The sequence below is a fragment of the Streptomyces sp. NPDC047315 genome (assembly GCF_040643215.1).
Classification (GTDB): Bacteria; Actinomycetota; Actinomycetes; order Streptomycetales; family Streptomycetaceae; genus Streptomyces.
This window is the reverse complement of sequence record NZ_JBEYTZ010000001.1, coordinates 350,054-371,519: the sequence shown is the minus strand read 5'-3', so window position 1 is coordinate 371,519 and position 21,466 is coordinate 350,054. Positions and strand designations below refer to the sequence as shown.

Below are 21,466 nucleotides of genomic sequence, written 5' to 3'. Positions count from 1 at the left end.
ACGGGCGGGCGGGATGGTGAGGTAAGGCTCAGTAGACGGGCGCGGGCGGTCGCCGGGTGTGGATCCCATCCCGGGGGAACGGTGCAAAAGGGGCGAACTGTCCAGTCCAGTAAGGGGATGATCCGGGGTATCCCGGATCCCCCTCAGGGTGTTGCCCCTAGTTGCGATCTATCGCGTTTCGCTACGCTTGGGACGTGGACCTCGAAAAGCACCCGCAAAAGCCCGTCGCCCCCGCGGAGAACGGCGCGGAGAGCGGCGCCGCCTCCCGGCCGTCGGACGCCATGCGGGCGTCCGACGCCGACCGGGACCGGATCGCCGACATCCTCCGGGACGCGCTGGCCGAGGGGCGGCTGGACGCCGAGGAGCACTCCGAGCGCATCGACGCGGTGTACCGCGCGAAGACCCTGGGCGAGCTCCAGCCCATAGTGCAGGACCTGCCCGCCCCCGCTCCCGCCGGCAAGCCGCGCCAGGCCGCTCCGTACGGGTACGGCCCCGAGGTCGGCGCGGGCCCGGGGGAGAACCTGGTCGCGGTCTTCTCCAGCACGGTCCGCAAGGGCCGCTGGAGCATCGGCCAGCGCACCAACGCGTACTCGATCTTCGGCAACATCGAGATCGACCTCACCGAGGCGCTGTTCCAGCAGCGCGTCACGGTGATCAACGCCACTTCGATCTTCGGCAGCGTCGAGGTCCGCGTCCCGGAGAACATCACCCTGCGCGGCACCGGCAGCGGCCTCTTCGGCAACTTCGAGATCCGCGCCCTGGAGGCGGACAACCCCGACGCCCCGGTCGTCGTCGTCAGCGGATACTCGGTCTTCGGCCACGTCGAGGCCAGGCCGAAGCGCGGCCGACGGGTCGCCGACCTCCACAACCGCCTGCGGAAATACCTGAGCTGACCACGGCGCTCGCGCGGGGTCGCCGGCGACGGCTTCCGGCCATGAGCCTCCGTGCGCTGGCAGTGCCCCCGGAAGGGAGGGCCACTCAGTGCATAGGCGTGCGTACAGCGGGTAGGGAGAGCTGCATCGCCTCTCGCTCGCGAAGCCGTCGTCAGGAGTAGACCCGTGCTGCAACTGCCGTACCAGTCCTTGCCGGTGACCGCCGTACCCACTCAGCGGGCCCCCGTGAGGGAAGACCAGGACGGACCCTGGCACGCGGAGGCAGTGTGCCGACGGGACGAGGCAGGACTGTTCTTCGCTCCCTCCAAGGAGCCGACGGCGGCGCGACTGTCCCGCGAGGACGCGGCGAAGCGGGTGTGCGCCCGCTGCCCGGTCATGGTGGAGTGCCGCGACCACGCGCTGCTGCAGCCGGAGCCGTACGGGGTGTGGGGCGGCCTGACTGCGGCGGAGCGCCGCGTGATGCTGGCCCGCCGTCGCCGCCGCGCCACCACCAAGAAGAACGCGGCGTAGCCCCCTGCGGGGTCGCTCACGAGAGCCCTCCCGCCGCGTCGCCCTCAGCCCCGGGCATACCCGCAGTCCCTCTGCGGGAGCGTGTTTCCCTGCGGCCCGGTGGCGGGCTGTTCGCGCAGTTGCTTCCCCTGTGCCCTGCGGGCATGGGGGACCCCCAGCGCCCCTGGACCTATCCGCCGTAACTCTGGGGGAGCGTCGTTCCCTGCGGCCTGGTGGTGGGCTTGTCGCGCAGTTCCGCCCCCCAGGCCCTCTGGGGCCGAGGGGGCGGAACTGCGCGAACAGCCACCCACCGGGGCGCGGAGACCAACGCTCCCGCGGAGTCACGGCGGGTAGGTCACGCGCAGAGCCCCCCGCAAGGGAAGTCGCAGAGCCCCCCGCAGGGGAGGCGCGGGCCGCCCGGGCTATTGGGCGCGGTCGAAGTCGATCGCGCTGTACGCGCGGAGCTTCGACAGCCGATGCGTCGAGTCGATCTGCCGAATCGTCCCCGACTTCGACCGCATCACCAACGACTGCGTCGTCGCCGTCTCCGCCCGGTACCGAACCCCCCGCAGCAGCTCCCCGTCCGTGATCCCCGTCGCCACGAAGAACACGTTGTCCCCGCTGACCAGGTCGTCCGTGAGCAGCACGCGGTCAAGGTCGTGGCCCGCGTCCAGTGCGCGCTGCCGCTCCGCCTCGTCCTTCGGCCACAGCTTGCCCTGGATCGTGCCGCCCAGGCACTTGATGGCGCACGCGGTGATGATGCCCTCGGGCGTACCCCCGACGCCCATCAGCATGTCGACGCCCGTGCCCTCCCGCACCGCCATGATCGCGCCGGCGACGTCGCCGTCCGAGATGAACTTGATGCGGGCGCCGGTCTCGCGGATCTCCTTGACGATGCCGTCGTGCCGCGGCCGGTCGAGCACGACGACCGTGACGTCCTCGGGGGAGGAGCTCTTCGCCCTGGCGACCCGGCGGATGTTGACCGAGACGGGCGCGTTGATGTCGACGAAGTCCGCCGCCTCGGGGCCGGTGACCAGCTTGTCCATGTAGAAGACGGCGGAGGGGTCGAACATCGTGCCCCGGTCGGCCGCCGCCAGCACCGCGATCGCGTTCGGCATGCCCTTGGCGGTCAGGGTCGTCCCGTCGATCGGGTCGACGGCGATGTCGCACTCCGCGCCGGTCCCGTCGCCGATGCGCTCCCCGTTGAAGAGCATGGGCGCCTCGTCCTTCTCGCCCTCGCCGATGACGACGACGCCGTTCATCGAGACGGTGTGGACGAGGGTCCGCATGGCTTTGACGGCCGCGCCGTCCGCGCCGTTCTTGTCACCGCGCCCGACCCACCGACCCGCGGCCATCGCGGCGGCTTCGGTGACCCTGACCAGTTCGAGGGCGAGGTTGCGATCGGGGGCCTCCGGAGAGACCTCCAACTGGGACGGCAGGTTGTGCTCGGACATCGGAGCGCACCTTTCTGTACGACGACGACCGTAAATGAGGGTGATCCGACTCTATCGTCAGAGCGACAGAATGAGCAGCGGGGCCCACGTTTGAGCGCGGGGTGCGGATGCGACGATGGGGGGCGTGGCAGGTATGCGAGGCAAACAGACGGTGCGGGACATGGTCCTGTCGATGGCGGTCATCGGAGCCGTCGTCACGGTGATCTACTTCTTCCTCCCGAACGACGACAGCGATCAGATGAAGCCGGTGGACTACCGGGTCGAGCTGGTGACGGCGCAGCGCGCGGCGTCCTATCCGGTGCTGGCGCCGGAGGGGCTGTCGAAGGGCTGGAAGCCGACTTCGGTCCGGTACGACGGGCAGGCGGGGCAAGCCTGGCACCTGGGCTTCCTCGACCCGGAGCGGGAGTACGTGGCGATCGAGCAGTCGTCCCAGCCGTACCGCAAGTACGTCCCGAAGGTCACCGAGAAGGCGGCCAACACCGGCAAGACGCAGATGGTGAACGGCGAGCCGTGGGAGCACTGGACGGGCCCGAAGTACGACGGCCTGGTGCGCCAGCACGACGGCGTGACGACGGTCGTCACGGGCACGGCCCCGCTCGCCCGGCTGACGGAGATGGCCGAGTCGCTGAAGGCCGGGGCCACGCTGCCGTCGGCCGCCCCGTCCGCGCCCGCGGCCCCCGCCGCGTCCGCGCCGGCACAGGGCTCCTGACCGCCCGAGCCGTGACGAAGGGCCGCAGCATCCGGGGATCGGATGCGGCGGCCCTTCTGTGTGTCGGCAGCTGGTGTGCCGGCGGCTGTGGGCCGGCAGCGTCAGACGGAGCTGACGACGGCGTCGTACGCCAGTCGCGGCGAGCGCGGGAAGGTCGCGTCCGGGCCCGGCCGACCGATGTTGATGATCATCAGCGGGGTGTGGTCCCCGTCCAGGAACTCCCGCTGCACCGCGTCGAAGTCGAAGCCCGTCATGGGGCCGGCCGCCAGCCCGGCGGCGCGGATGCCGACGATGAAGTACGCGGCCTGGAGCGCGGCGTTCACGCTCGCGTTCTGCTCGCGGACCGGGCGCTCGGCGAAGAGGTCCTTGGCCTGCGGGAAGTGCGGGAGCAGTTGGGGCAGTTCCTCGTGGAACTCGTTGTCCGCGGCGAGGATCGCCACCAGCGGGGCCGTCGAGGTCTTGGCCCGGTTGCCCTCGGACATGTACGGGAGCAGCCGCCCGCGGGCCTCGTCGGAGCGGACCAGGACGACGCGCAGCGGCGTCTGGTTGAAGGCCGTCGGACCGAACTTCACCAGGTCGTAGATCGCCTGGAACTGCTCGTCGGTCACGGGCTCGTCGGTGAACGTGTTCGCGGTGCGGGCCTCGCGGAAGAGGAGGTCCTGGGCTGCGGCGTCGAGAGCGAGGGACATGCTGGGGGAACCCTTCCGATGGTTCGTCGATGCGGAATCGGAGGGTCCAACCGTAACGCAATAGGTTAAGTTTCAACTATTAACGGGGTGTGAGGAGCCTCATACCCGCCAGGTGGGGGCAGGGTGCTGAGGCTCGGGTCGAAGCGCAGGTCAGAGGCGGGGGGCGACGCCCAACATCGGGTTTCGCGCCCGACCCGCTACTCGCCCTTGTCGTCCCCCGCGTCGGCCGCGAGCGTCGCGTCCAGCCGGGCCCGCGCCCCCTCCAGCCAGTGACGGCAGACCTTCGCCAGCTCCTCGCCGCGCTCCCAGAGCGCCAGCGACTCCTCCAGCGTGGTGCCACCGGCCTCCAGCCGGCGCACGACGTCGATCAGCTCGTCCCGCGCCTGCTCGTAGCCGAGGGCGGCGCGCTGCGGATCGTCCGCCGCTGCCCCACCCTGTCCGGCACCGTCCGGTGCGGTGTCGCCCGCCGTCGTGTCGTCCGTCTTGGCAGCCATGTGATCCTCTTCCTGCTCCCGGTCCTGATCCTGTGTTCCCGTGCCCGCGAACGCGGGTACGCCCGCGCGCCCTGCGTCCGCCGCGCGCCCTGCGTCCGCCGCGCGCCCTGCGTCAGCTAAGCGCCCTCGGCGCCCTCCTGCGCGGGCTCCACCCGTACGGCGAACTCGCCCTCCGAGACCCGCGCGCGCAGTGCGTCCCCGTCCCGTACGTCCGCCGGCGAGCGCACCACGCCCCCGTCGGTGCGCTGGAGCACCGCGTACCCCCGCTCCAGCGTGGCCGCGGGCGACAGCGACACCACCCGGGCCCAGGTGTGCGACAGCTCCGAGTCGGCGCGGTCCAGCAGATGGCCCAGGACGCGCCGACCGCGCGCCGCCAGCGCCGTCAGCTCCGCCTCGCGCTCGTCCACCATCCGCTGCGGATGCTCCATCGCGGGGCGGGCCAGGGCGTGCGCCAGCCCGCGCTCCTCGCGCTCCAGCAGCCCCCGGACCGTACGCAACGCGCGGTCCCGGAGCTGACGCACCCGCTCCAACTCCTCCCCGACGTCCGGCACGACCTTCTTCGCCGCGTCCGTGGGGGTGGACGCCCGCAGGTCCGCGACGAGGTCCAGCAGCGGGGAGTCCGGCTCGTGGCCGATAGCCGACACCACGGGCGTACGGCACTCGGCGACCGTGCGCACCAATTGCTCGTCCGAGAACGGCAACAGGTCCTCCACGCTGCCGCCGCCGCGCGCCACCACGATCACGTCGACCTCAGCGAGCGCGTCCAGCTCCTTGACCGCCTGGACGACCTGCGGCACCGCGTGCACCCCCTGCACGGCGACGTTGCGCACCTCGAAGCGGACGGCGGGCCAGCGCCGGCGCGCGACCTCCAGCACGTCCCGCTCGGCCGCCGACGCCCGGCCGCAGACCAGCCCCACCCGGTGCGGCAGGAAGGGCAGCGCCTTCTTGCGTCCCGGCGCGAACAGGCCCTCGGCCGCCAGCGACCGCTTCAGCTGCTCCAGCCGCACCAGCAGCTGGCCCACGCCCACGGGCCGTATCTCCGCAGCGCGCAGCGAGAGCTGCCCCCGCGGCGCGTACCACTCCGGCTTGGCGTGCACCACGACGTGCGCGCCCTCGGACACGACGTCCGCGACCGCGTCGAAGACCTGCCGGAAGCAGGTGACGCTGACGGAGATGTCGTACGAGGGATCCCGCAGGGTCATGAACACGACGCCCTGACCGGGCCGCCGCGACATCTGGGTGATCTGCCCCTCCACCCAGACCGCGCCGAGCCGGTCGATCCACCCCCCGATGAGCCGCGAGACCTCCCCGACGGGCACCGGGGCTTCCGCGGACGTGTTGAGAGCCATACGGGGGAGCGTAACGGCCGGGTGTGACAACGCGACGCGCAGTGAAGGGACGCGCGCCGCACCGCCCGGACGGCCCCGACCCCACCCTGCGCCTCGCCCCCTACCCGGTCCCCCGACCTCACCCGGTACCCCGATCCCACCCGGCGCCCCGACCCCACCCGCCGCCCCGATCCCTCCCGGCGCCTCAGCCCCTTCCACCCACACCGCTCACAGCGCCCCCGGCCGCTCCCAGCGCACCGCCAGCACCACCAGCCCCACGCCCAGCCACACCACGCCCACCACCTGCGCCGACGTCGCCGCCTCCACCATCACCGCGATCAAGATCGCCGCACCCACCACCGGCACCACCACGTGCCGCAGCCAGTCCGGCGGCCCCGCCATGCGGCGCACCACGAACCACCCCACCACGCTGGCGTGCAGCAGCACGAACGCCGTCAGCGCGCCGATGTCCACCACCGAGACGAGGTGGTCGAGCCCGTTGGGCCGGCGCGCCGCCCACACCGCCGCGATCAGCGTCACCACCGCCGCCGACAGCAGCGCCACCCGCGGCACGCCCGCGTTCGTACGGGCCAGCCCCCGCGGCAGCCGTCGGTCCCGGGCCATCGCGAAGAGCAACCGCCCCGCCGCCGCCTGCGCCGCCAGCGCCGCGAACGCCGCACCGATCGCCTTGCTGACCGCGATCAGATCGTGCAGCCAGGTCCCCACGCCCGCGTCCACGGCGTCGTAGAACGCCGTCCCCTGCTTCTCGGGCGCCGCCGCCAACTCCGCCGACGACACCGGCTCCAGCAGCGCCACCAAATACGTCTGCACGAAGAACAGCAGCCCCGCCAGCACCAGACAGAACAGCACTGCCCGCGCCACCTGCCGCGACCCCCCGGTCACCTCCTCCGCGAACGACGCGATGGCGTCGAAGCCCAGGTACGACAGCACCGCCACCGACACCGCGGCGAACACCGCCGTCAGGGAGAAGGACACGTCGCCCGTGATCGGCGACAGCCAGCCGCGCTGCGCCCCGTGCTGCGCCAGGACGACGATCGCCGACACCACGAACACCAGCAGCACCACGATCTCCATCACCAGCACCGCGAAGCCGACGCGGGCCGCCGGCCGCACCCCCCACAGGTTCAGCGCGGTGGTCACCACCACCGCGAGCAACGTCCAGATCCACCGGTCGACCGCCGGGACCAGCGCCTCCATGGCGATCCCGGAGAAGAGGTACGCCACGGCCGGGATCAGCAGGTAGTCCAGCATCGCCATCCAGCCGGCGATGAAGCCCGGCCCCTGACCGAGGCCCTTCGAGGCGTACGTGAAGACGGAGCCCGCGCGCGGCGCGACCCGCACCATCTGCGCGTAACTCACCGCCGTGAAGGCCATCGCGACCGTGGCGACGACGTAGACCAGGGCGACCGCGCCGTGGGACTTCGCGTCCAGCGTCCCGTACACGCCGACGGGTGCCATGGGCGCGATGAAGAGCAGACCGTAGACCACCAGGTCGCGGAAGCCGAGGGTGCGCCGCAGCTCGCCGACGTCCCCCGTCCCGTCCGCCCTGACCGACCCGTCCGTACCGTCCGACCGGTCCGTACCGCCGTCATCGCCGCCCGACTCGGGAACACCCGCGGTCATCCGGCCCTCCGTCCGCCCGTACGTCCGTCACCCGGTCGTCACCCGGTCGTCACCGTGCCCGCGGACGCCCACGGCGCCCCGCGCACACCCAAACAGTCTTTCCCCAAGCGCCGAACTCCCGCCTCTTCTGCTCGGCCTTACGATGGGGTGCATGACTGCAACGCCTCCAGCCCGTCGCGTCCTGCTCGCCGCTCCCCGTGGCTACTGCGCGGGCGTGGACCGTGCCGTGATCGCCGTCGAGAAGGCCCTTGAGCAGTACGGGTCGCCGATCTACGTCCGCCACGAGATCGTCCACAACAAGTACGTCGTGCAGACCCTGGAGAAGAAGGGCGCGATCTTCGTCGACGCGACGGCGGAGGTCCCCGAAGGCTCCATCGTGATGTTCTCCGCGCACGGGGTCGCCCCCGTCGTCCACGAAGAGGCCGCCCAGCGCAAGCTCGCCACGATCGACGCGACCTGCCCGCTGGTGACCAAGGTCCACAAGGAAGCGGTTCGGTTCGCCAAGGAGGGCTACGACATCCTCCTCATCGGACACGAGGGCCACGAAGAGGTCATCGGCACCTCAGGCGAGGCCCCCGACCACATCACGCTGGTCGACGGCCCGGACGACGTGGCGAAGGTCGAGGTGCGCGACGAGTCCAAGGTCGTCTGGCTCTCCCAGACCACCCTCTCCGTCGACGAGACGATGGAGACCGTCGACAAGCTGAAGGAGAAGTTCCCCCAGCTCATCTCGCCCCCCAGCGACGACATCTGCTACGCCACGCAGAACCGCCAGATCGCGGTCAAGCAGATGGGCGAGGAAGCCGACCTGGTCATCGTCGTCGGCTCGAAGAACTCCTCGAACTCGGTCCGGCTGGTCGAGGTCGCCCTCGGCGCCGGCGCGGGCGACGCCCACCTGGTCGACTTCGCCGACGAGATCGACGAGGCGTGGCTTGAGGGCGTGTCGACCGTCGGCGTCACCTCCGGCGCCTCCGTGCCCGACGTGCTGGTCGAGGGCGTGCTGGAGTGGCTGACGAAGCACGGCTTCGAGGATGTCGAGCTGGTGAAGTCCGCCGAGGAGTCGATCACCTTCTCGCTCCCGAAGGAGCTCCGCCGCGACCTGCGCGCCGAGGCGGCCGAGCTGGTGGCCAAGGCCGGCGGTACGAACGCGGGGTGACCGCGCGGGTGCTCCCCGGGGTGCTCGTGACGCCGGGGCCTTAACGTGGTGCCCATGAACGTCTTCGGAGTGGACATCGGTGGATCCGGCATCAAGGGCGCTCCCGTCGACCTTGATGCCGGAGATCTGGCACAGGAGCGCTACAAGGTCCTGACCCCGCACCCGGCGACGCCCGACGCGGTCGCGGACGGCGTCGCCGAAGTGGTGCGGCACTTCGGCTGGACCGGGCCGGTCGGCATCACCTTCCCCGGCGTGGTCACCGGCGGCATCACCCGTACCGCCGCCAACGTCGACGACGGCTGGGTCGACGTGGACGCGGCCAAGCTGCTCAGCTCCCGGCTCGACGGCAGCGCGGTCACCGTCCTCAACGACGCCGACGCCGCGGGCGTCGCCGAGATGACCTTCGGCGCGGGCCGCGGGCGCGGCGGCACCGTCATGCTGCTGACCTTCGGCACGGGCATCGGCAGCGCCCTCTTCGTCGACGGCCGACTGGTGCCGAACACCGAGCTGGGCCACCTGGAGCTGCACGGCCGGGACGCCGAGACCCACGCCTCCACCAAGGCCAAGGAGGACGGGGACCTGTCCTGGGCGCACTGGGCGCGCCGGGTCCAGAAGTACCTGGCGCACGTGGAGATGCTGTTCTCGCCGGAGCTGTTCATCATCGGTGGCGGCGTGAGCCGGAAGGCGGACAAGTTCCTTCCGCTGATCGAAGGCGTACGGGCGGAGATGGTGCCGGCGCAGCTCCAGAACAACGCGGGGATCGTGGGCGCGGCGATGGCCTGCTTGGCCGCCGCCGAGCGCTGACGGGCCCGGTGGCTCAGCGCCCCCGGCCCACCGGGGGCGCCGCAGGCCTGCCACGGCGCTTGCGCCGCCCCATCTGCCGCACCTTCCGCACGCAGGTGATCAGCCCCGCCACGAGCGTGCCGCCGTACAGCCACCCCGCCTGCACCGCCAGGGCGGTCACCACGGCCATGACCTGACCGCCGATGCCGCCCTCGCCGCCGGAGATCGGCACGACCCCGGCGGCGAACGCGATCGGCACGCTGATCGGCGCGGTGACCAGGTCGGCCTCGCGCACCCACAGCGCGGTCAGGGCGCTGACGACCAGGAACAGCACGCCGTAGACCACCGCGGAGCCGTCGAAGAGCAGCCAGTCCAGACAGCCGAGCAGCACCATGGTGACCAGCGCGAACAGCCCCGCGCCCAGCCCGGTGAGCCGCGGGCTCGGCAGCTTGCGCAGGACGAGCACCAGCGGCGGCACCGGACGCCGCGACCGCGCGGGCCGCACCCCGTACACGACGGGACGGTCCGCGAGGGCGCTCTGCGGGGAGAGCGGACCCTGCGCGGGAGGTGTCTGGGGCCGCTGGCGGCGCTGGGGGTTACTCGTCCTTGGCTGCTCCACCCGACCAACGTAGGTTGCGGAAGGGGCGGAATCCGGCTCAGGACACGCCCTTTGGACGACCTTGGCGAAGAGTTCGACTCCACCAGCCGCCTTCGGACGGCTGCGCGCCAGGACGGGGGCTCCGGGCCGGGCGCCGTGGCGCTCCGAGCCCCGGCCGTGAAAGCCTCGCGCGGACCGTAAACTGGGGGATCGGCCCGGTGCGGCCGAAGCACCCTCCGTCCACGCAGTCCCCTCCCAGCCCAGGAAGTCGCCACCGTGTCGCTCACGATCGGAATCGTCGGCCTGCCGAACGTCGGCAAGTCGACCCTGTTCAACGCCCTGACCAAGAACGACGTGCTGGCGGCCAACTACCCGTTCGCCACCATCGAGCCCAACGTCGGCGTGGTCGGCGTCCCCGACGCGCGCCTCGCCAAGCTCGCCGAGATCTTCGGCTCCGAGCGCATCCTCCCGGCGACGGTCGACTTCGTGGACATCGCGGGCATCGTCCGCGGCGCCAGCGAGGGCGAGGGCCTGGGCAACAAGTTCCTCGCGAACATCCGCGAGTCCGATGCGATCTGCCAGGTCATCCGGGCCTTCAAGGACGAGAACGTCGTCCACGTCGACGGCAAGGTCTCGCCGAAGGACGACATCGAGACGATCAACACCGAGCTGATCCTCGCCGACCTCCAGTCCGTCGAGAAGGCCGTCCCCCGCCTGACGAAGGAGTCCCGCCTCCAGAAGGAGAAGGTCGCGGTCCTCGCCGCGGTCGAGTCCGCCCAGAAGATCCTGGAGTCCGGCCAGACCCTCTTCTCCGCCGGCATCACCAAGGGCACCGAACAGGGCGACCTGCTGCACGAGCTGCACCTGCTGACCACGAAGCCCTTCCTGTACGTCTTCAACGTCGACGAGGACGAGCTGGTCGACGAGGACTTCAAGGACGAGCAGCGCGCCCTGGTCGCCCCCGCCGAGGCGATCTTCCTCAACGCCAAGATCGAGTCCGAGCTCATCGAACTCGACGACGACGAGGCCCTGGAACTCCTCCAGTCCATGGGCCAGGAAGAGCCCGGCCTCGCCACCCTCGGCCGCGTCGGCTTCGCCACTCTCGGCCTCCAGACCTACCTCACGGCCGGCCCCAAGGAATCCCGCGCCTGGACCATCAAGAAGGGCGCGACGGCCCCCGAGGCGGCCGGTGTCATCCACACCGACTTCCAGAAGGGCTTCATCAAGGCGGAGGTCATCTCCTTCGCCGACCTCGTCGCCACCGGCTCGGTGGCGGAGGCGCGCTCGAAGGGCAAGGCGCGCATGGAGGGCAAGGACTACGTGATGCAGGACGGGGACGTGGTGGAGTTCCGCTTCAACGTGTGAGCGGGTCGCCCAGCAGCGCTTCCTGATCCGCGCAGCGACGGATCGGCAGGGGCCGGCTCCATCAGGAGCCGGCCCCCTTGCCGTTCTCGTGTCGAAGCAGAGAGGCGCGGATCACACGACGGCGAGGCTCGACGCCGTGCCGACCAGCTCGCGCAGCTTCTCGCGGGTCTCGGCGTCCGTCGAGTACACCACCGTGCCGATCATTCCCCGCGTCAGCAGCACCTTGTACGTGTTGCGGATCAACCGATCCACGTCCGCGTCCGGCGTCGACCTCTTGAACGCCGGGTCCTTGGACGCCGTACGGTCGGTGACCCAGCGGTCGCCGCGCCACACCAGGTCGGGGCCGATGATGACGCCGCTCCAGTCGTACTCGAATCCCTGGGCCGTGTAGACGTGGCCCACTTGACCGAAACCTGCCGGGTCGGTCGCCCACAGGGCGGCCGGAGGTGCGCCCCCGACACCACGGTCGCCAAAGACGTTCCAAGGGCGCTCCCACTCCCCGATGACGACGTCGGCGGGTAGCGCCGCCCCGGGGCGCGCCTTCGTCGTCCACGGCCAGCAGTAGCCCGCGGTGATACGCGCGCTGTGTTCCTGCGACCGGCGTTCCTCCAGGAGAGCTTCCATCTCCTGTGGACTGTCCACGACGATGAGCTGCATCTTGCCGTCGGGCTCCCAGGCCACGGGGCCTTCCGACGCGAGTTCCAGCAGGCGCAGTACCCAATGCACGTACGCCTCGCTGCCACCGCTGCGGAACTGGTCGTCCAGCACCACCACCTGACAGGCAAGGCCCTTCCTCGCGGCAACCGCTTGGATCTCCGCGACCGTGCCGATCTCGCCGGGGCGGACGACCTGGTGGCGCTCGTCCAGGAGGAACACGGGGACGCGTGCTACGTCGATGAGCTCCTCGATCTGGGCCTTGCCGGTTCGGTTCGCCGCCGGCGTGTAGCGGTTGGCCGACGTCACCCGCATGCGGTGGGCCTCGTCGCAGATCAGCACGTCGAGGCCGTTGCGCTCGGCGGTCATGAAGCTGTTGAAGTACTTGAAGAGGCTCTGTACCTCGCGACTGCGGGCGCCCACGACCTTTCTCATCGTCGTCGTGAACGCGCTGGAGCCGGTCGCGTGCAGCGCGGTGAAGCCCTGCCGGAGGAGTTCGCCGAGGAGGGACAGGGCAATGACGCTCTTGCCGGTGCCGGGCCCGCCCGTGATGATCACGACCTCCTTGTGGTCGGACCGCTTGGCGCGGTGGGCGGCGTCGAGGACCGTGCGGTACGCGATCTGTTGCTCGTCCAGCAGGACGAACTGTTCACGTTCGCGGACCTCCTGGGCAGCCACCGCCATGAGCTGCTTGGAAGGGCCGATCTTCCCGGCGATGAGTTCTTCCGCGGCGGAAGCGCCGGACCCGGCCCCGAGCCGTGCCCGCAGGAAGTCGATGAACTCACCGCGCCTCGCACCGATGAAGAGCTGACCGTACTGGTCCTGCTCGGCCTCGAAGAGTCCGCGGACACCGAACTCGGTGGCGTTGTGCAGATACGCGGCGCCGCTGATGCGTTCCGGGTGCTCGGCCAGCGCTCCGTTGAAGGAGATGAGGTACTCGCAGTAGCGACGCACCTGCTCGATGGGGTTCAGCACGGGGCGGGGGTACCCATCAACGAGGCACAGCGACGGATCGTCGTCGTCCGGCTCGGCGCTGCTCCACTGCTTCAGCTCCACGACGACGTACGACGGCAGCCCCGTCTGCGGATGCACGCCGGCCAGTACGGCGTCGGCCTGCCTGCTGGTCAGCGGCAACTCGTACTCCAGAAGCACCTCCACCTCTCCGAGCCCCGCTTCGGTGAGCACGTTCGCGAGCACCGGGAGGCTCCGCTCCCAAAAGCGTGCCTGAGACGGGGTCGGCCTGTGGCCGTACCTGCGACTGGACTCCTCGCTCAGAAGCACGGGGAGCGATCCATCGTGAGCTAGCGCGGCGACCTCGTGTGCCGGTGCGTGGAACAGCAATGGATGCTCCCGGGCGGAATCAAGACGTTCGGGCTGATGCAGATGGTTGTACGCGGTCCCGCTTCAGTGGGAGTGCGCCCGGGCGAAGCCGTCGGCGCACTGCTCAACCCTATCTCCGCAGATGCCGCCTCCTCTGCCTGCCGGGGCGAGTTCCCGGGGCGGGCGCGTCCCGGCAGGCAGAGGGAGGGCATGCAATTACTTCCGTCGCCACCACGATGCCAGGAGGTGGCGGAAGACCCTGGCGAGTTCGCGGATGATTTCGGGACGGTCGACGGAGCGGCTGTTTCGAAGCGCGACACTGGCGATCCGACTTGCGGTGACGCAGATTGCCACGCAACACGTGACGAGCGTGACGGCGGTGACGGAAACGGCAATGAAAATGGGGTCGGAAAGCAAGGCAGTCCTTTCGGCGATGCTCCGAACCTCGGCGTCATGCGTGGCCCCGGCTCGTCGCAACCCGTCGGTAGGCGGTCTGAGTGTTAGACCGAGCGGTCGGAACTGGCCGACGTTGCCGTGGAGACTGCCGCGTCCCTGTGCGCTGCGCAGTGCGGCGCGGAGGGGCCCATTGCTGCTGAACAACAGCTGAAAGCATGGAAAGGCATGGAAATGCTCCGTTGGCTGTTGAGGACGTGTCTGCACAGGCAGAAGTCCGGTGTTTGCCAGATGGGGTACGACTTTACAGGAGTGGATCTTCCTGCGGAAGGTTCAATTTGGGTTTTGCTGCTCCCGCGTTGGGGTTCCAACCCGCCTCGCGGGTAGCGGTCGGAACGTCGACACCGTGAAGGAGAACGTCACCGGCTGCGGGTTCGGCAGGGCGGCGGCCCGGGTGCGGAGGGCGTCGGGGGAGATGTGGTGGGCCGAGGGGGTCATCGTCACCAGGTTGAGGACGTCCGCAGTGGCGAGGGGGGCGACGTACTCCAGCGTCTGGGTGGCTTCGCGGCGGAAGGTCGCGGAGAGCGTTTGGTGCAGGCGGTCCTCCTTTGCCGGGTCGACGTTCAGGAGGTTGAGGCTGGTGCGGAGTTCTTGGAGGTGGGTGGGGGTGGGGGTGACGACGAGGAGGGTGCCGGCGGGGTGGAGGACGCGGTGGAACTCGGCGCCGTTGCGGGGGGCGAAGACGTTGAGGAGGAGGTGGACGGAGTCGGTGCGGAGCGGGAGGGAGCGCCAGAGGTCCCAGCTGGCTGCTGCTGCGCGCGGGTGGATGCGGGCGGCGGAGCGCAGGGCGTACGAGGAGGTGTCCAGGCCCAGGCCGGTCGCCGTGGGCAGGGCGTCGAGGACCGCTGCCAGGTAGTGGCCGGTGCCGACGCCGGCGTCCAGGACGGTGGCGTCGGGGGCGGGCGCGAGTGCGGTGGCGCGGTCGGCGAGGGCGGCGGCGAGCGGTGCGTAGTGGCCGGCGTCCAGGAAGGCCGTGCGGGCCCGGACCATCGCGGGGGCGTCCGCGGTCGCCGGGGCGCGGTGGCCGGTGAGCAGCCCGACGTAGCCCTGGCGGGCGATGTCGAAGGTGTGGCGCGCCGGGCACCGCAGCGTGCGTTCGACCGCTTCGAGGGGGGCCGAGCACACGGGACACAGCAGGACGGACAGCATCCGGTCGAGCGCGGTGGGCGGTGCTGCTGGCATGGCTGGTCGCTCCTGGGCGGGGGTCGTACGAGCCGTACGGCCGTGGCCCAAGGATACTGCCGGAATGATCATCACTTCGGCTGGTTGAGGCCCGGGCGGTGGCTGCGCCTCACCGCCCGTATCCCGCGTCCGCCAGCTCCGCGATGACCTCCGCGTGGCACTGCTCGGGGACGCACCAGCAGCCGAGCCGCCGGCCCCGCAGGGCGGGGAGGTGGGCCAGTAGGTCGGGGCGGGCGAGCAGGTAGTCGCGGTAGCGGGCCATGACTTCGGCCCGGGTGCCGTCGGGGCCCGGGCGCCACGGGCAGGACAGCGGCGAGCCGTCGAGGTGCCAGCCGCCGCGGTGCATCGCGCGGCCCACGTAGACGACGTCGGCGTACGCGGGGTCGTCGCGGTGGCCCTTCAGGTTGACCACCGTGGTCTTCGGGCGTGCTGGTGCCATGGAACGGATCCTCGGCGAGGGGCGCGCAGCGCGCCACCGCGGTGGGGCCTCTTGGCGGGCGGGTCGGGAAATTCGTCGCGCCCCGCCGTACTCCGAACGGCGCGCTGTTTATACGATTCCGAACTGATTCCCGTGCATTCCCCGCACCCCGACGGTCCCGGCCCCCCTCCCCGGCGCGACTCGGCAACCGGGCGCATCCCTGATGAGGAGTAGGACACCCGTGGACCCCTTGGACCCCTTCAAGCCGCCAGGGCCCCAGCAGCCCGGCCAACAGCCTGGCCAGCAGCCCGGTCAGCCGCCGCAGGCACCCCAGGCACATCAGGCGCCGCAGTACGGACAGCCCGGCCCGCCGATGTCCGGGCAGCACCCGGCGTACCACCCGTACCAGCAGTTCCCCGGGTACCCCGCGCCCCCCGCCGTCCCGACGGTCAACGGCTTCTCCGTCGCCTCCCTCATCTCCGGCATCGTCTGCTGCCTGCCGCCCCTCGGCCTCGTCTTCGGGTTGATCGGGCTGCGGCAGATCAACCGCCGCGGGCAGCGCGGCCGGGGGCTGGCGATCACCGGCATCGTGCTCTCCGCCGTCTCCACGCTCCTCGTCACCCTCTTCTTCGCCACCGGCGCCGCCAACGACTTCTGGAAGGGCTTCAAAGACGGGGTCGAAGAGGTCGCCAGCTACCGGACCGTCGCGGACCTGGACAAGGGCGACTGCTACGACCTGCCCGGCGCCGGCGACAAGGACGGCACGGAGGTCTCCGAGATCAAGATCATCGACTGCGACCGCCCGCACGAGGCCGAGATCACCGGCGGCTTCAAGCTCACCGGGTACAAGGACTACCCGGGCGAGGAGACCCTCGTGCCCGTGGCCGAACTGCGCTGCGAGGAGATCGACTTCGCGTACGCCATGGACGTGTGGGCGCTCCCCGATTCGATGGAGCCGTACTACTACTTCCCCACCAGCGAGAGCTGGAAGCAGGGCGACCGCCGGGTGAGCTGCGGTTACTCCACCAGCAAGAACGTGAAGACGACCGGCTCCGTGCGCCGGGACGCCAGCACCCTCAACGAAGACCAGATCGCCTATCTGAAGGCGGAGAACGACGTCCTGCGCGCGGGCTTCCGGCTGCCCGAGGACGACTTCCCGGCCGCCGCCCATCTGTACCGCGCCTGGGCGAAGGGCACCTCCGGCGACCTCGCCGCCTCCGCGAAGGCCCTGCGCGGCCACGCGTGGCAGGGCGACGTGCGCAAGACGGCGCTCCAGCGCGCCGACCAGTTCGACGCGGCCCGCGCGCACTGGGACAAGGCTGCGAAGGCCACCGGCGAAGAGGCCTTCTGGGACCACGTCTACTCGGCCGACGAAGCGCTGAAGGTCGACACCGAGGTCGCCCTCCGCACGGCGCTGAAGGGCCTGGAGACCACGCCGCCGCCGGCCCCGGAAGAACGCGCCTGAGGCCAGCGCCCCGTCCCGTCCCCGTCCCGCCGTCTCCCCGCGGGACGGGCGGGAAAGGCGGGAAAGGCGGAAGAGGCCGGTGCCCGGGCCACCGACAGCCCACGACACCGACCTCTTCCAAGGACGCGCCCCGGCCCCTGCCCGGGCCGCGTCCCGTCTCGTCGGGGCGCGCACGTCAGAGCGCGCGCCCCGAAGCTTGAGAGCTAGGGCCTGTCTTACTGGCCGACTTCGTGCTCTCAGCTTCGCATCCGCCCGTCAGTCGTCGTGCGACAGCCCCCGGTCCACGGTGCGCATCAGCTCGCCGTCCGCGGTGTCCCCGTCGAGGGACCAGAACATCGCACCGCCGAGCCCGCGGTCGCGGATGTACTCCGTCTTGGCGCGCAGCACCTTCGGGTCGTCGTACGTCCACAGGGTGTTGCCGTCGAAGAGCCACGCCTGCCCGTACTTCCGGTACACCTTGTACTGGCCCGAAGCGGCCAGCTTCTTCAGCTCCTTGTAGTCCTCGAAGCCCGGCTGGAACTTCGCGGGCGCGGGCTTCTCGGCCGGCTGCCCCATGCCGTCGCCGCCGCCCTTGACGCCCGTCCAGCCCTGGCCGTACGCCGGCATCCCCATCACCAGCTTGTGCGCGGGAGCCCCCCGGCGCAGCCAGTCGTTCACGGTCTGGTCCACGCTGAAGTCGTTCTTCGCGTACAGCGCCGACTGCTGGGCCGTGGTCTTCTCGCCGGAGACGTGGAAGTCGTAGCCCTGGAGGTTGACGAAGTCGAAGTCCTTCATGATCTTACGGACCTCGAAGCCCGCGTCGATCTTGGCGGGCGCCGTCGGCACGAAGGCGGAGAGCTCGTAGTGCTTGCGCTTGCCGTCCTCCTGCTTGGGCCGGCTCTTCGCGTACGCGTCGAGCTGCTTGCGGAACTCGCGCACCACCGCGGTGAAGTTCTGCTTGTCCTCGGGACGGTAGACCGTGTCGTCCTCGCCGGACGAGCCCGGCCACTCCCAGTCGAGGTCGATGCCGTCGAAGACGCCGGCCGCCGCGCCCTGCCCGCCGCGCGCGCCGTCCACCGGCAGGTTGCCCTTGATGTAGAGGTCGATGCAGGAGGAGACGAACGCCTTCCGCTTCTCCTCGGTGAGCACCGCGTCGGAGAAGTGGGTGGACCAGCTCCAGCCGCCGAGCGAGATCATCACCTTGAGATTCGGGTGCTTGGCCTTGAGCTCGACGAGTTCGTTGAAGTTGCCGGCGAGCCGCTGGTCGGGGGAGTCCGTGACGCCGTCCACGGAGTCGGCGGCGGGCACGGGCCGCTGGTAGTCGGCCCAGGGGTCCGCTTCGCCGGCCGGGCCCTGGATCATGCACTTGCCGTCGGGGCTGACGTTCCCGAAGGCGTAGTTGATGTGCGTGAGCTTGGCCGCCTGGCCGCTGGTGTCCAGGTCCTTGACCTGGAAGTCGCGTCCGTAGACGCCCCACTGGGTGAAGTAGCCGATGCGCTTGTACGAGCGACGGTCGTCGTCGCCGTCGTGGCGGTCCCCGCCGTGTGCCACGGCGGCGGGGGCCAAGGTGGCGAGGAGCGACAGGGAGGTGGCGGCAACAGCGGTCCGGACGAGGTTTCTTCGACGCATGGGGGCTCATTCCTGTGCGTGGTCCCGGCGGGGGCGGCGCGCGCGTGTTTGGGGCGCAGGCGCGCACACGTGCGCCGGGCTCTTCCGTGAACGGGCGTCGTGCAGCACAGGACGCTATTGGTCTGGACCATTAAGGTCAATGGTTTGCTGCGCAACGATCGTTCGTACTCGCGGTAATGCCCTGTCGGGGCGGAACTCCTCACGATGCGCGATGCTTTGGCCGGTGGTTGCAGTCAACAACCCACGGTTGCGAGGCTGTTGCTGTCTGTCAATGTGATGGGAGTGGCCAGTGGGCATCGGTGAGCAGCCGGCGTATCTGCGCGTGGCGAGCGACCTCCGCCAGAAGATCGTCAGTGGCTCGCTGCCGCCGCACACCCGGCTGCCCTCCCAGGCCCGGATCCGCGAGGAGTACGGGGTCTCGGACACCGTCGCCCTGGAGGCCCGCAAGGTCCTGATGGCGGAGGGGCTGGTCGAGGGGCGGTCCGGGTCCGGTACGTACGTGCGCGAACGGCCCGTGCCCCGGCACATCGCCCGCTCCGGCTTCCGCCCGCCGTCGGGCGCGAACCCCTTTCGGCAGGAGCAGGCGATCGAGGGGGTGCACGGCACCTGGGAGTCGCGCAGCGACCAGGAGGAGGCGGACGAGGAGATCGCGGGACGGCTCGGCGTCCCGGTCGGCGACCGGGTGATGCGCACCCGCTACGTCTTCCGGGAGAACGCCGAACCGATCATGCTCTCCACCTCCTGGGAGCCGCTGGAGCTCACCGGACGGACCCCGGTCATGCTGCCGGAGGAGGGGCCCCTCGGCGGCTGCGGCGTGGTGGAGCGGATGGCGGCTATCGACGTCGTCGTGGACAACGTCTCCGAGGAGGTCGGCGCCCGGCCGGGGCTCGCCGAGGAGCTGCTGGCGCTCGGCGGGGTGCCGGGGCACGTGGTGATGGTCGTCTCCCGGACGTACTTCGCGTCCGACCGGGCGGTCGAGACGGCGGACATCGTCGCGCTGGCGGATCGTTTCCGGATCGCGTACCGCCTGCCGGTGAAGTGAGCCGTTCGGGCCCGGCGGGGAGTTCTTCGGCGCGGGCCCGGACCGCTGTGCGGAGGCCCGAATTGACGACGCGGGCCCGGACCGCCGATGCCGGCCCGCACTGTCGGTGCCGACCCTTATCGTGGGGCTCGTGAGGGTCGTACGGACTTCGTGAAGGCACGCCCTCGCGGCGACGTGCCGGCCCGCGCCGATCGCGGCGTACGCGGTGTAACGGGAGAGGCATGCGGGGCGCAGGGGGCGCACTTGAAGGTGCGCGCCCCCAGTTTCCTATCTCTTTGTGAAAACCCGTATCCGCTGAGTGAAGGTCAGGCGTAGGCTCCGGCATATGCGTAGTGCGGTTTCCCGGCGATCTTCATACCTGCTCGGACCCATCGGGGGAGGGGAGCGATGAGCGACAGTACGGCCCTGACCTGGCTCGTCATACGCCAGGACGACAACGGCAACCGCTATCGCGTCGGCCAGTACGCCACGGAGGACGAGGCGCGACGCATCGCGGCCGACCTGCATGTCAAGGGGCGCGGACAGCTCTATCACGTGGAGCGCATGGGGCAGTCCCGCCACTGAGGCCGGGCCCGGGCCCGACGGCGGCCGGGGGTCGACGTCAGGGCGCGGGTACGCTCCGGCGCATGAGTGATCACGATCGCGTGGTGGTGGCGGGAGCCGTGTACGACCGCGGACGACTGCTGGCAGCGCGCCGCAGCGCCCCCGCGGAGGTCGCGGGCCGCTGGGAGCTGCCCGGCGGCAAGCAGGAGCCGGGCGAGCAGCCGGAAGAGGCGCTGGTCCGGGAGTTGCGCGAAGAGCTGGGCGTGGAGGCGGAGCCCGTCGCCCGGATCCCCGGCGAGTGGCCGCTGAAGCCGGGCTACGTACTGCGGGTGTGGACGGTACGGCTGCTCTCCGGCGAACCCCGACCGCTGGAGGACCACGACGCGCTGCGCTGGCTCGGGCCGGCCGAGATCGACGCCGTCGACTGGCTCGACCAGGACCGTCCCGCCGTTGCCGAAGCCGCCCGGATGCTGCGCGATGGCACCATCGAGGGCGCTGGGGACGCTGCCCGGCCCGTCGACTACGGATCGGACGGTCCGTCCGTCACGCCGTGATCTCTGCGCGGTGATCTCTGCGCGGTCGTCGCGGCCCGTCGAACGGGGCCCGGATGGGGGGATACCTCAACGGGCATTTCGGGTATGTGGTGATTAGCCGCCCGAAATGGGACGTAGATCTGTTGCTGGTCCGGGAAGTGAAGTGAGCGGTGTGATCGACACCGACAGCACGAGCGCCGAATGGACCTTCCCCGCCGAGCCCGGCGCCGTGCGCTCCGCCCGGCACGCCGTCAGGGACACCCTCAGCGCCTGGGGACTGGACCACGGCGTGGGTGACGTGACGGTGCTGCTGGTCAGCGAGTTGGTCACCAACTCCCTGCGGTACGCCTCCGGCCCCATCGGCGTCCGCCTGGTCCGCCGCGAACAGGTCGACGCCACCCCCTCCCTGCTCGTCGAGGTGTCCGATCCGCTGCCCGACCCGCCCGTCGAGCGGACCGCGGCCCCCGACGACGAGCACGGACGCGGACTGCAACTGGTTGCAGGATCCGCCCGCCGTTGGGGTACCCGACGTGGACGAACCGGCAAGACAGTGTGGTTCGAGCTGGCTCTCGCCGGTTAAAAGTGTGAAGGGACAACGATCACGGCTGACACGGCGCAAAATGAACGAGACCGTGCTGTGATCGTG

21 protein-coding genes are annotated in these 21,466 nt (G+C 70.7%); 11 read left to right on the top strand and 10 right to left on the bottom strand.

Annotation, left to right across the window (positions count from 1 at the left end; genetic code table 11):
- Positions 1-194: 194 nt before the first annotated feature.
- Both ABZ842_RS01625 and ABZ842_RS01620 read left to right on the top strand, forming a co-directional pair.
- A complete protein-coding gene (locus ABZ842_RS01625) occupies positions 195-893 on the top strand; it encodes a DUF1707 domain-containing protein (RefSeq protein WP_361529784.1) in 699 nt (232 codons plus the stop codon).
- A 165-nt stretch (positions 894-1,058) separates the two neighbouring features.
- Entirely contained in the window at positions 1,059-1,403 is a 345-nt protein-coding gene (locus ABZ842_RS01620; RefSeq protein WP_361529781.1) for a WhiB family transcriptional regulator, read from the top strand.
- 401 nt (positions 1,404-1,804) lie between these two features.
- On the opposite strand, the gene glpX is transcribed toward ABZ842_RS01620, so the two are convergent.
- A complete protein-coding gene (gene glpX / locus ABZ842_RS01615; protein WP_361529778.1) occupies positions 1,805-2,836 on the bottom strand; it encodes a class II fructose-bisphosphatase in 1,032 nt (343 codons plus the stop codon).
- Between the two features lie 133 nt (positions 2,837-2,969).
- Here glpX and ABZ842_RS01610 point away from each other — a divergent pair, with 133 nt between their 5' ends.
- Positions 2,970-3,545, top strand: coding sequence for a DUF4245 domain-containing protein (locus ABZ842_RS01610; RefSeq protein ID WP_361529999.1), 576 nt, complete (start codon positions 2,970-2,972; stop codon positions 3,543-3,545).
- Positions 3,546-3,646: 101 nt separating this feature from the next.
- On the opposite strand, the gene ABZ842_RS01605 is transcribed toward ABZ842_RS01610, so the two are convergent.
- From ABZ842_RS01605 to ABZ842_RS01590, 4 genes are all read right to left on the bottom strand, one after another.
- A complete protein-coding gene (locus ABZ842_RS01605; RefSeq protein WP_361529775.1) occupies positions 3,647-4,234 on the bottom strand; it encodes a malonic semialdehyde reductase in 588 nt (195 codons plus the stop codon).
- Between the two features lie 197 nt (positions 4,235-4,431).
- Positions 4,432-4,728 (bottom strand): exodeoxyribonuclease VII small subunit, encoded by a 297-nt coding sequence (locus tag ABZ842_RS01600; RefSeq protein WP_361529772.1) that lies wholly within the window; start codon positions 4,726-4,728, stop codon positions 4,432-4,434.
- A 116-nt stretch (positions 4,729-4,844) separates the two neighbouring features.
- Positions 4,845-6,077, bottom strand: coding sequence for an exodeoxyribonuclease VII large subunit (gene xseA / locus ABZ842_RS01595; RefSeq protein WP_361529769.1), 1,233 nt, complete (start codon positions 6,075-6,077; stop codon positions 4,845-4,847).
- Positions 6,078-6,284: 207 nt separating this feature from the next.
- The gene (locus tag ABZ842_RS01590; protein ID WP_361529766.1) at positions 6,285-7,700 is read right to left on the bottom strand and encodes an APC family permease; all 1,416 of its coding nucleotides are present in this window, start codon (positions 7,698-7,700) and stop codon (positions 6,285-6,287) included.
- A gap of 151 nt (positions 7,701-7,851) precedes the next feature.
- Here ABZ842_RS01590 and ABZ842_RS01585 point away from each other — a divergent pair, with 151 nt between their 5' ends.
- Both ABZ842_RS01585 and ppgK read left to right on the top strand, forming a co-directional pair.
- The gene (locus ABZ842_RS01585; protein ID WP_361529763.1) at positions 7,852-8,856 is read left to right on the top strand and encodes a 4-hydroxy-3-methylbut-2-enyl diphosphate reductase; all 1,005 of its coding nucleotides are present in this window, start codon (positions 7,852-7,854) and stop codon (positions 8,854-8,856) included.
- Positions 8,857-8,910: 54 nt separating this feature from the next.
- Positions 8,911-9,660 carry a polyphosphate--glucose phosphotransferase gene (ppgK, locus tag ABZ842_RS01580; protein ID WP_361529760.1) on the top strand — a complete coding sequence of 250 codons (750 nt, stop codon included), beginning with the start codon at positions 8,911-8,913 and terminating at the stop codon, positions 9,658-9,660.
- 13 nt (positions 9,661-9,673) lie between these two features.
- Here ppgK and ABZ842_RS01575 read toward each other — a convergent pair whose 3' ends face one another.
- The gene (locus ABZ842_RS01575) at positions 9,674-10,258 is read right to left on the bottom strand and encodes a DUF6542 domain-containing protein (RefSeq protein ID WP_361529757.1); all 585 of its coding nucleotides are present in this window, start codon (positions 10,256-10,258) and stop codon (positions 9,674-9,676) included.
- A gap of 255 nt (positions 10,259-10,513) precedes the next feature.
- On the opposite strand from ABZ842_RS01575, the gene ychF reads away from it, so the two are divergent.
- Positions 10,514-11,602, top strand: a complete 1,089-nt coding sequence (gene ychF / locus ABZ842_RS01570) for a redox-regulated ATPase YchF (protein ID WP_361529754.1) — start codon at positions 10,514-10,516, stop codon at positions 11,600-11,602.
- A gap of 111 nt (positions 11,603-11,713) precedes the next feature.
- Here ychF and ABZ842_RS01565 read toward each other — a convergent pair whose 3' ends face one another.
- The 3 genes from ABZ842_RS01565 to ABZ842_RS01555 form a co-directional block, all read right to left on the bottom strand.
- Positions 11,714-13,597 carry a DUF2075 domain-containing protein gene (locus ABZ842_RS01565; RefSeq protein ID WP_361529751.1) on the bottom strand — a complete coding sequence of 628 codons (1,884 nt, stop codon included), beginning with the start codon at positions 13,595-13,597 and terminating at the stop codon, positions 11,714-11,716.
- A gap of 705 nt (positions 13,598-14,302) precedes the next feature.
- Complete coding sequence (locus ABZ842_RS01560; protein ID WP_361529748.1) at positions 14,303-15,211, bottom strand: putative RNA methyltransferase; 909 nt, start codon at positions 15,209-15,211, stop codon at positions 14,303-14,305.
- A 109-nt stretch (positions 15,212-15,320) separates the two neighbouring features.
- Positions 15,321-15,650, bottom strand: a complete 330-nt coding sequence (locus ABZ842_RS01555) for a DUF4326 domain-containing protein (protein WP_361529745.1) — start codon at positions 15,648-15,650, stop codon at positions 15,321-15,323.
- Positions 15,651-15,870: 220 nt separating this feature from the next.
- On the opposite strand from ABZ842_RS01555, the gene ABZ842_RS01550 reads away from it, so the two are divergent.
- Entirely contained in the window at positions 15,871-17,094 is a 1,224-nt protein-coding gene (locus ABZ842_RS01550; protein ID WP_361529742.1) for a DUF4190 domain-containing protein, read from the top strand.
- A 255-nt stretch (positions 17,095-17,349) separates the two neighbouring features.
- Here the strand turns inward: ABZ842_RS01550 and ABZ842_RS01545 are convergent, their stop codons facing one another.
- Positions 17,350-18,702, bottom strand: a complete 1,353-nt coding sequence (locus ABZ842_RS01545) for a glycoside hydrolase family 18 protein (RefSeq protein ID WP_361529739.1) — start codon at positions 18,700-18,702, stop codon at positions 17,350-17,352.
- 289 nt (positions 18,703-18,991) lie between these two features.
- Here ABZ842_RS01545 and ABZ842_RS01540 point away from each other — a divergent pair, with 289 nt between their 5' ends.
- From ABZ842_RS01540 to ABZ842_RS01525, 4 genes are all read left to right on the top strand, one after another.
- Positions 18,992-19,744 (top strand): GntR family transcriptional regulator, encoded by a 753-nt coding sequence (locus tag ABZ842_RS01540; RefSeq protein ID WP_361529736.1) that lies wholly within the window; start codon positions 18,992-18,994, stop codon positions 19,742-19,744.
- 387 nt (positions 19,745-20,131) lie between these two features.
- Positions 20,132-20,308 carry an SPOR domain-containing protein gene (locus ABZ842_RS01535; RefSeq protein ID WP_361529733.1) on the top strand — a complete coding sequence of 59 codons (177 nt, stop codon included), beginning with the start codon at positions 20,132-20,134 and terminating at the stop codon, positions 20,306-20,308.
- A gap of 62 nt (positions 20,309-20,370) precedes the next feature.
- Positions 20,371-20,841: a (deoxy)nucleoside triphosphate pyrophosphohydrolase gene (locus ABZ842_RS01530; RefSeq protein ID WP_361529730.1), complete on the top strand. Its 471-nt coding sequence runs from the start codon at positions 20,371-20,373 to the stop codon at positions 20,839-20,841.
- Between the two features lie 142 nt (positions 20,842-20,983).
- Positions 20,984-21,400: an ATP-binding protein gene (locus ABZ842_RS01525; protein ID WP_361529727.1), complete on the top strand. Its 417-nt coding sequence runs from the start codon at positions 20,984-20,986 to the stop codon at positions 21,398-21,400.
- The last annotated feature ends 66 nt before the right edge of the window (positions 21,401-21,466 follow it).

Bases quoted from the DNA above. Each gene is read 5' to 3' on its own strand.
- glpX (WP_361529778.1), bottom strand. From the start codon at position 2,836: ATGTCCGAGCACAACCTGCCGTCCCAGTTGGAGGTCTCTCCGGAGGCC.
- ABZ842_RS01535 (WP_361529733.1), top strand. From the start codon at position 20,132: ATGAGCGACAGTACGGCCCTGACCTGGCTCGTCATACGCCAGGACGAC.
- ABZ842_RS01560 (WP_361529748.1), bottom strand. From the start codon at position 15,211: ATGCCAGCAGCACCGCCCACCGCGCTCGACCGGATGCTGTCCGTCCTG.
- ABZ842_RS01600 (WP_361529772.1), bottom strand. From the start codon at position 4,728: ATGGCTGCCAAGACGGACGACACGACGGCGGGCGACACCGCACCGGAC.
- ABZ842_RS01530 (WP_361529730.1), top strand. From the start codon at position 20,371: ATGAGTGATCACGATCGCGTGGTGGTGGCGGGAGCCGTGTACGACCGC.
- ABZ842_RS01555 (WP_361529745.1), bottom strand. From the start codon at position 15,650: ATGGCACCAGCACGCCCGAAGACCACGGTGGTCAACCTGAAGGGCCAC.
- ppgK (WP_361529760.1), top strand. From the start codon at position 8,911: ATGAACGTCTTCGGAGTGGACATCGGTGGATCCGGCATCAAGGGCGCT.
- ABZ842_RS01610 (WP_361529999.1), top strand. From the start codon at position 2,970: ATGCGAGGCAAACAGACGGTGCGGGACATGGTCCTGTCGATGGCGGTC.
- ABZ842_RS01590 (WP_361529766.1), bottom strand. From the start codon at position 7,700: ATGACCGCGGGTGTTCCCGAGTCGGGCGGCGATGACGGCGGTACGGAC.
- ABZ842_RS01585 (WP_361529763.1), top strand. From the start codon at position 7,852: ATGACTGCAACGCCTCCAGCCCGTCGCGTCCTGCTCGCCGCTCCCCGT.
- ABZ842_RS01545 (WP_361529739.1), bottom strand. From the start codon at position 18,702: ATGCGTCGAAGAAACCTCGTCCGGACCGCTGTTGCCGCCACCTCCCTG.
- xseA (WP_361529769.1), bottom strand. From the start codon at position 6,077: ATGGCTCTCAACACGTCCGCGGAAGCCCCGGTGCCCGTCGGGGAGGTC.
- ABZ842_RS01605 (WP_361529775.1), bottom strand. From the start codon at position 4,234: ATGTCCCTCGCTCTCGACGCCGCAGCCCAGGACCTCCTCTTCCGCGAG.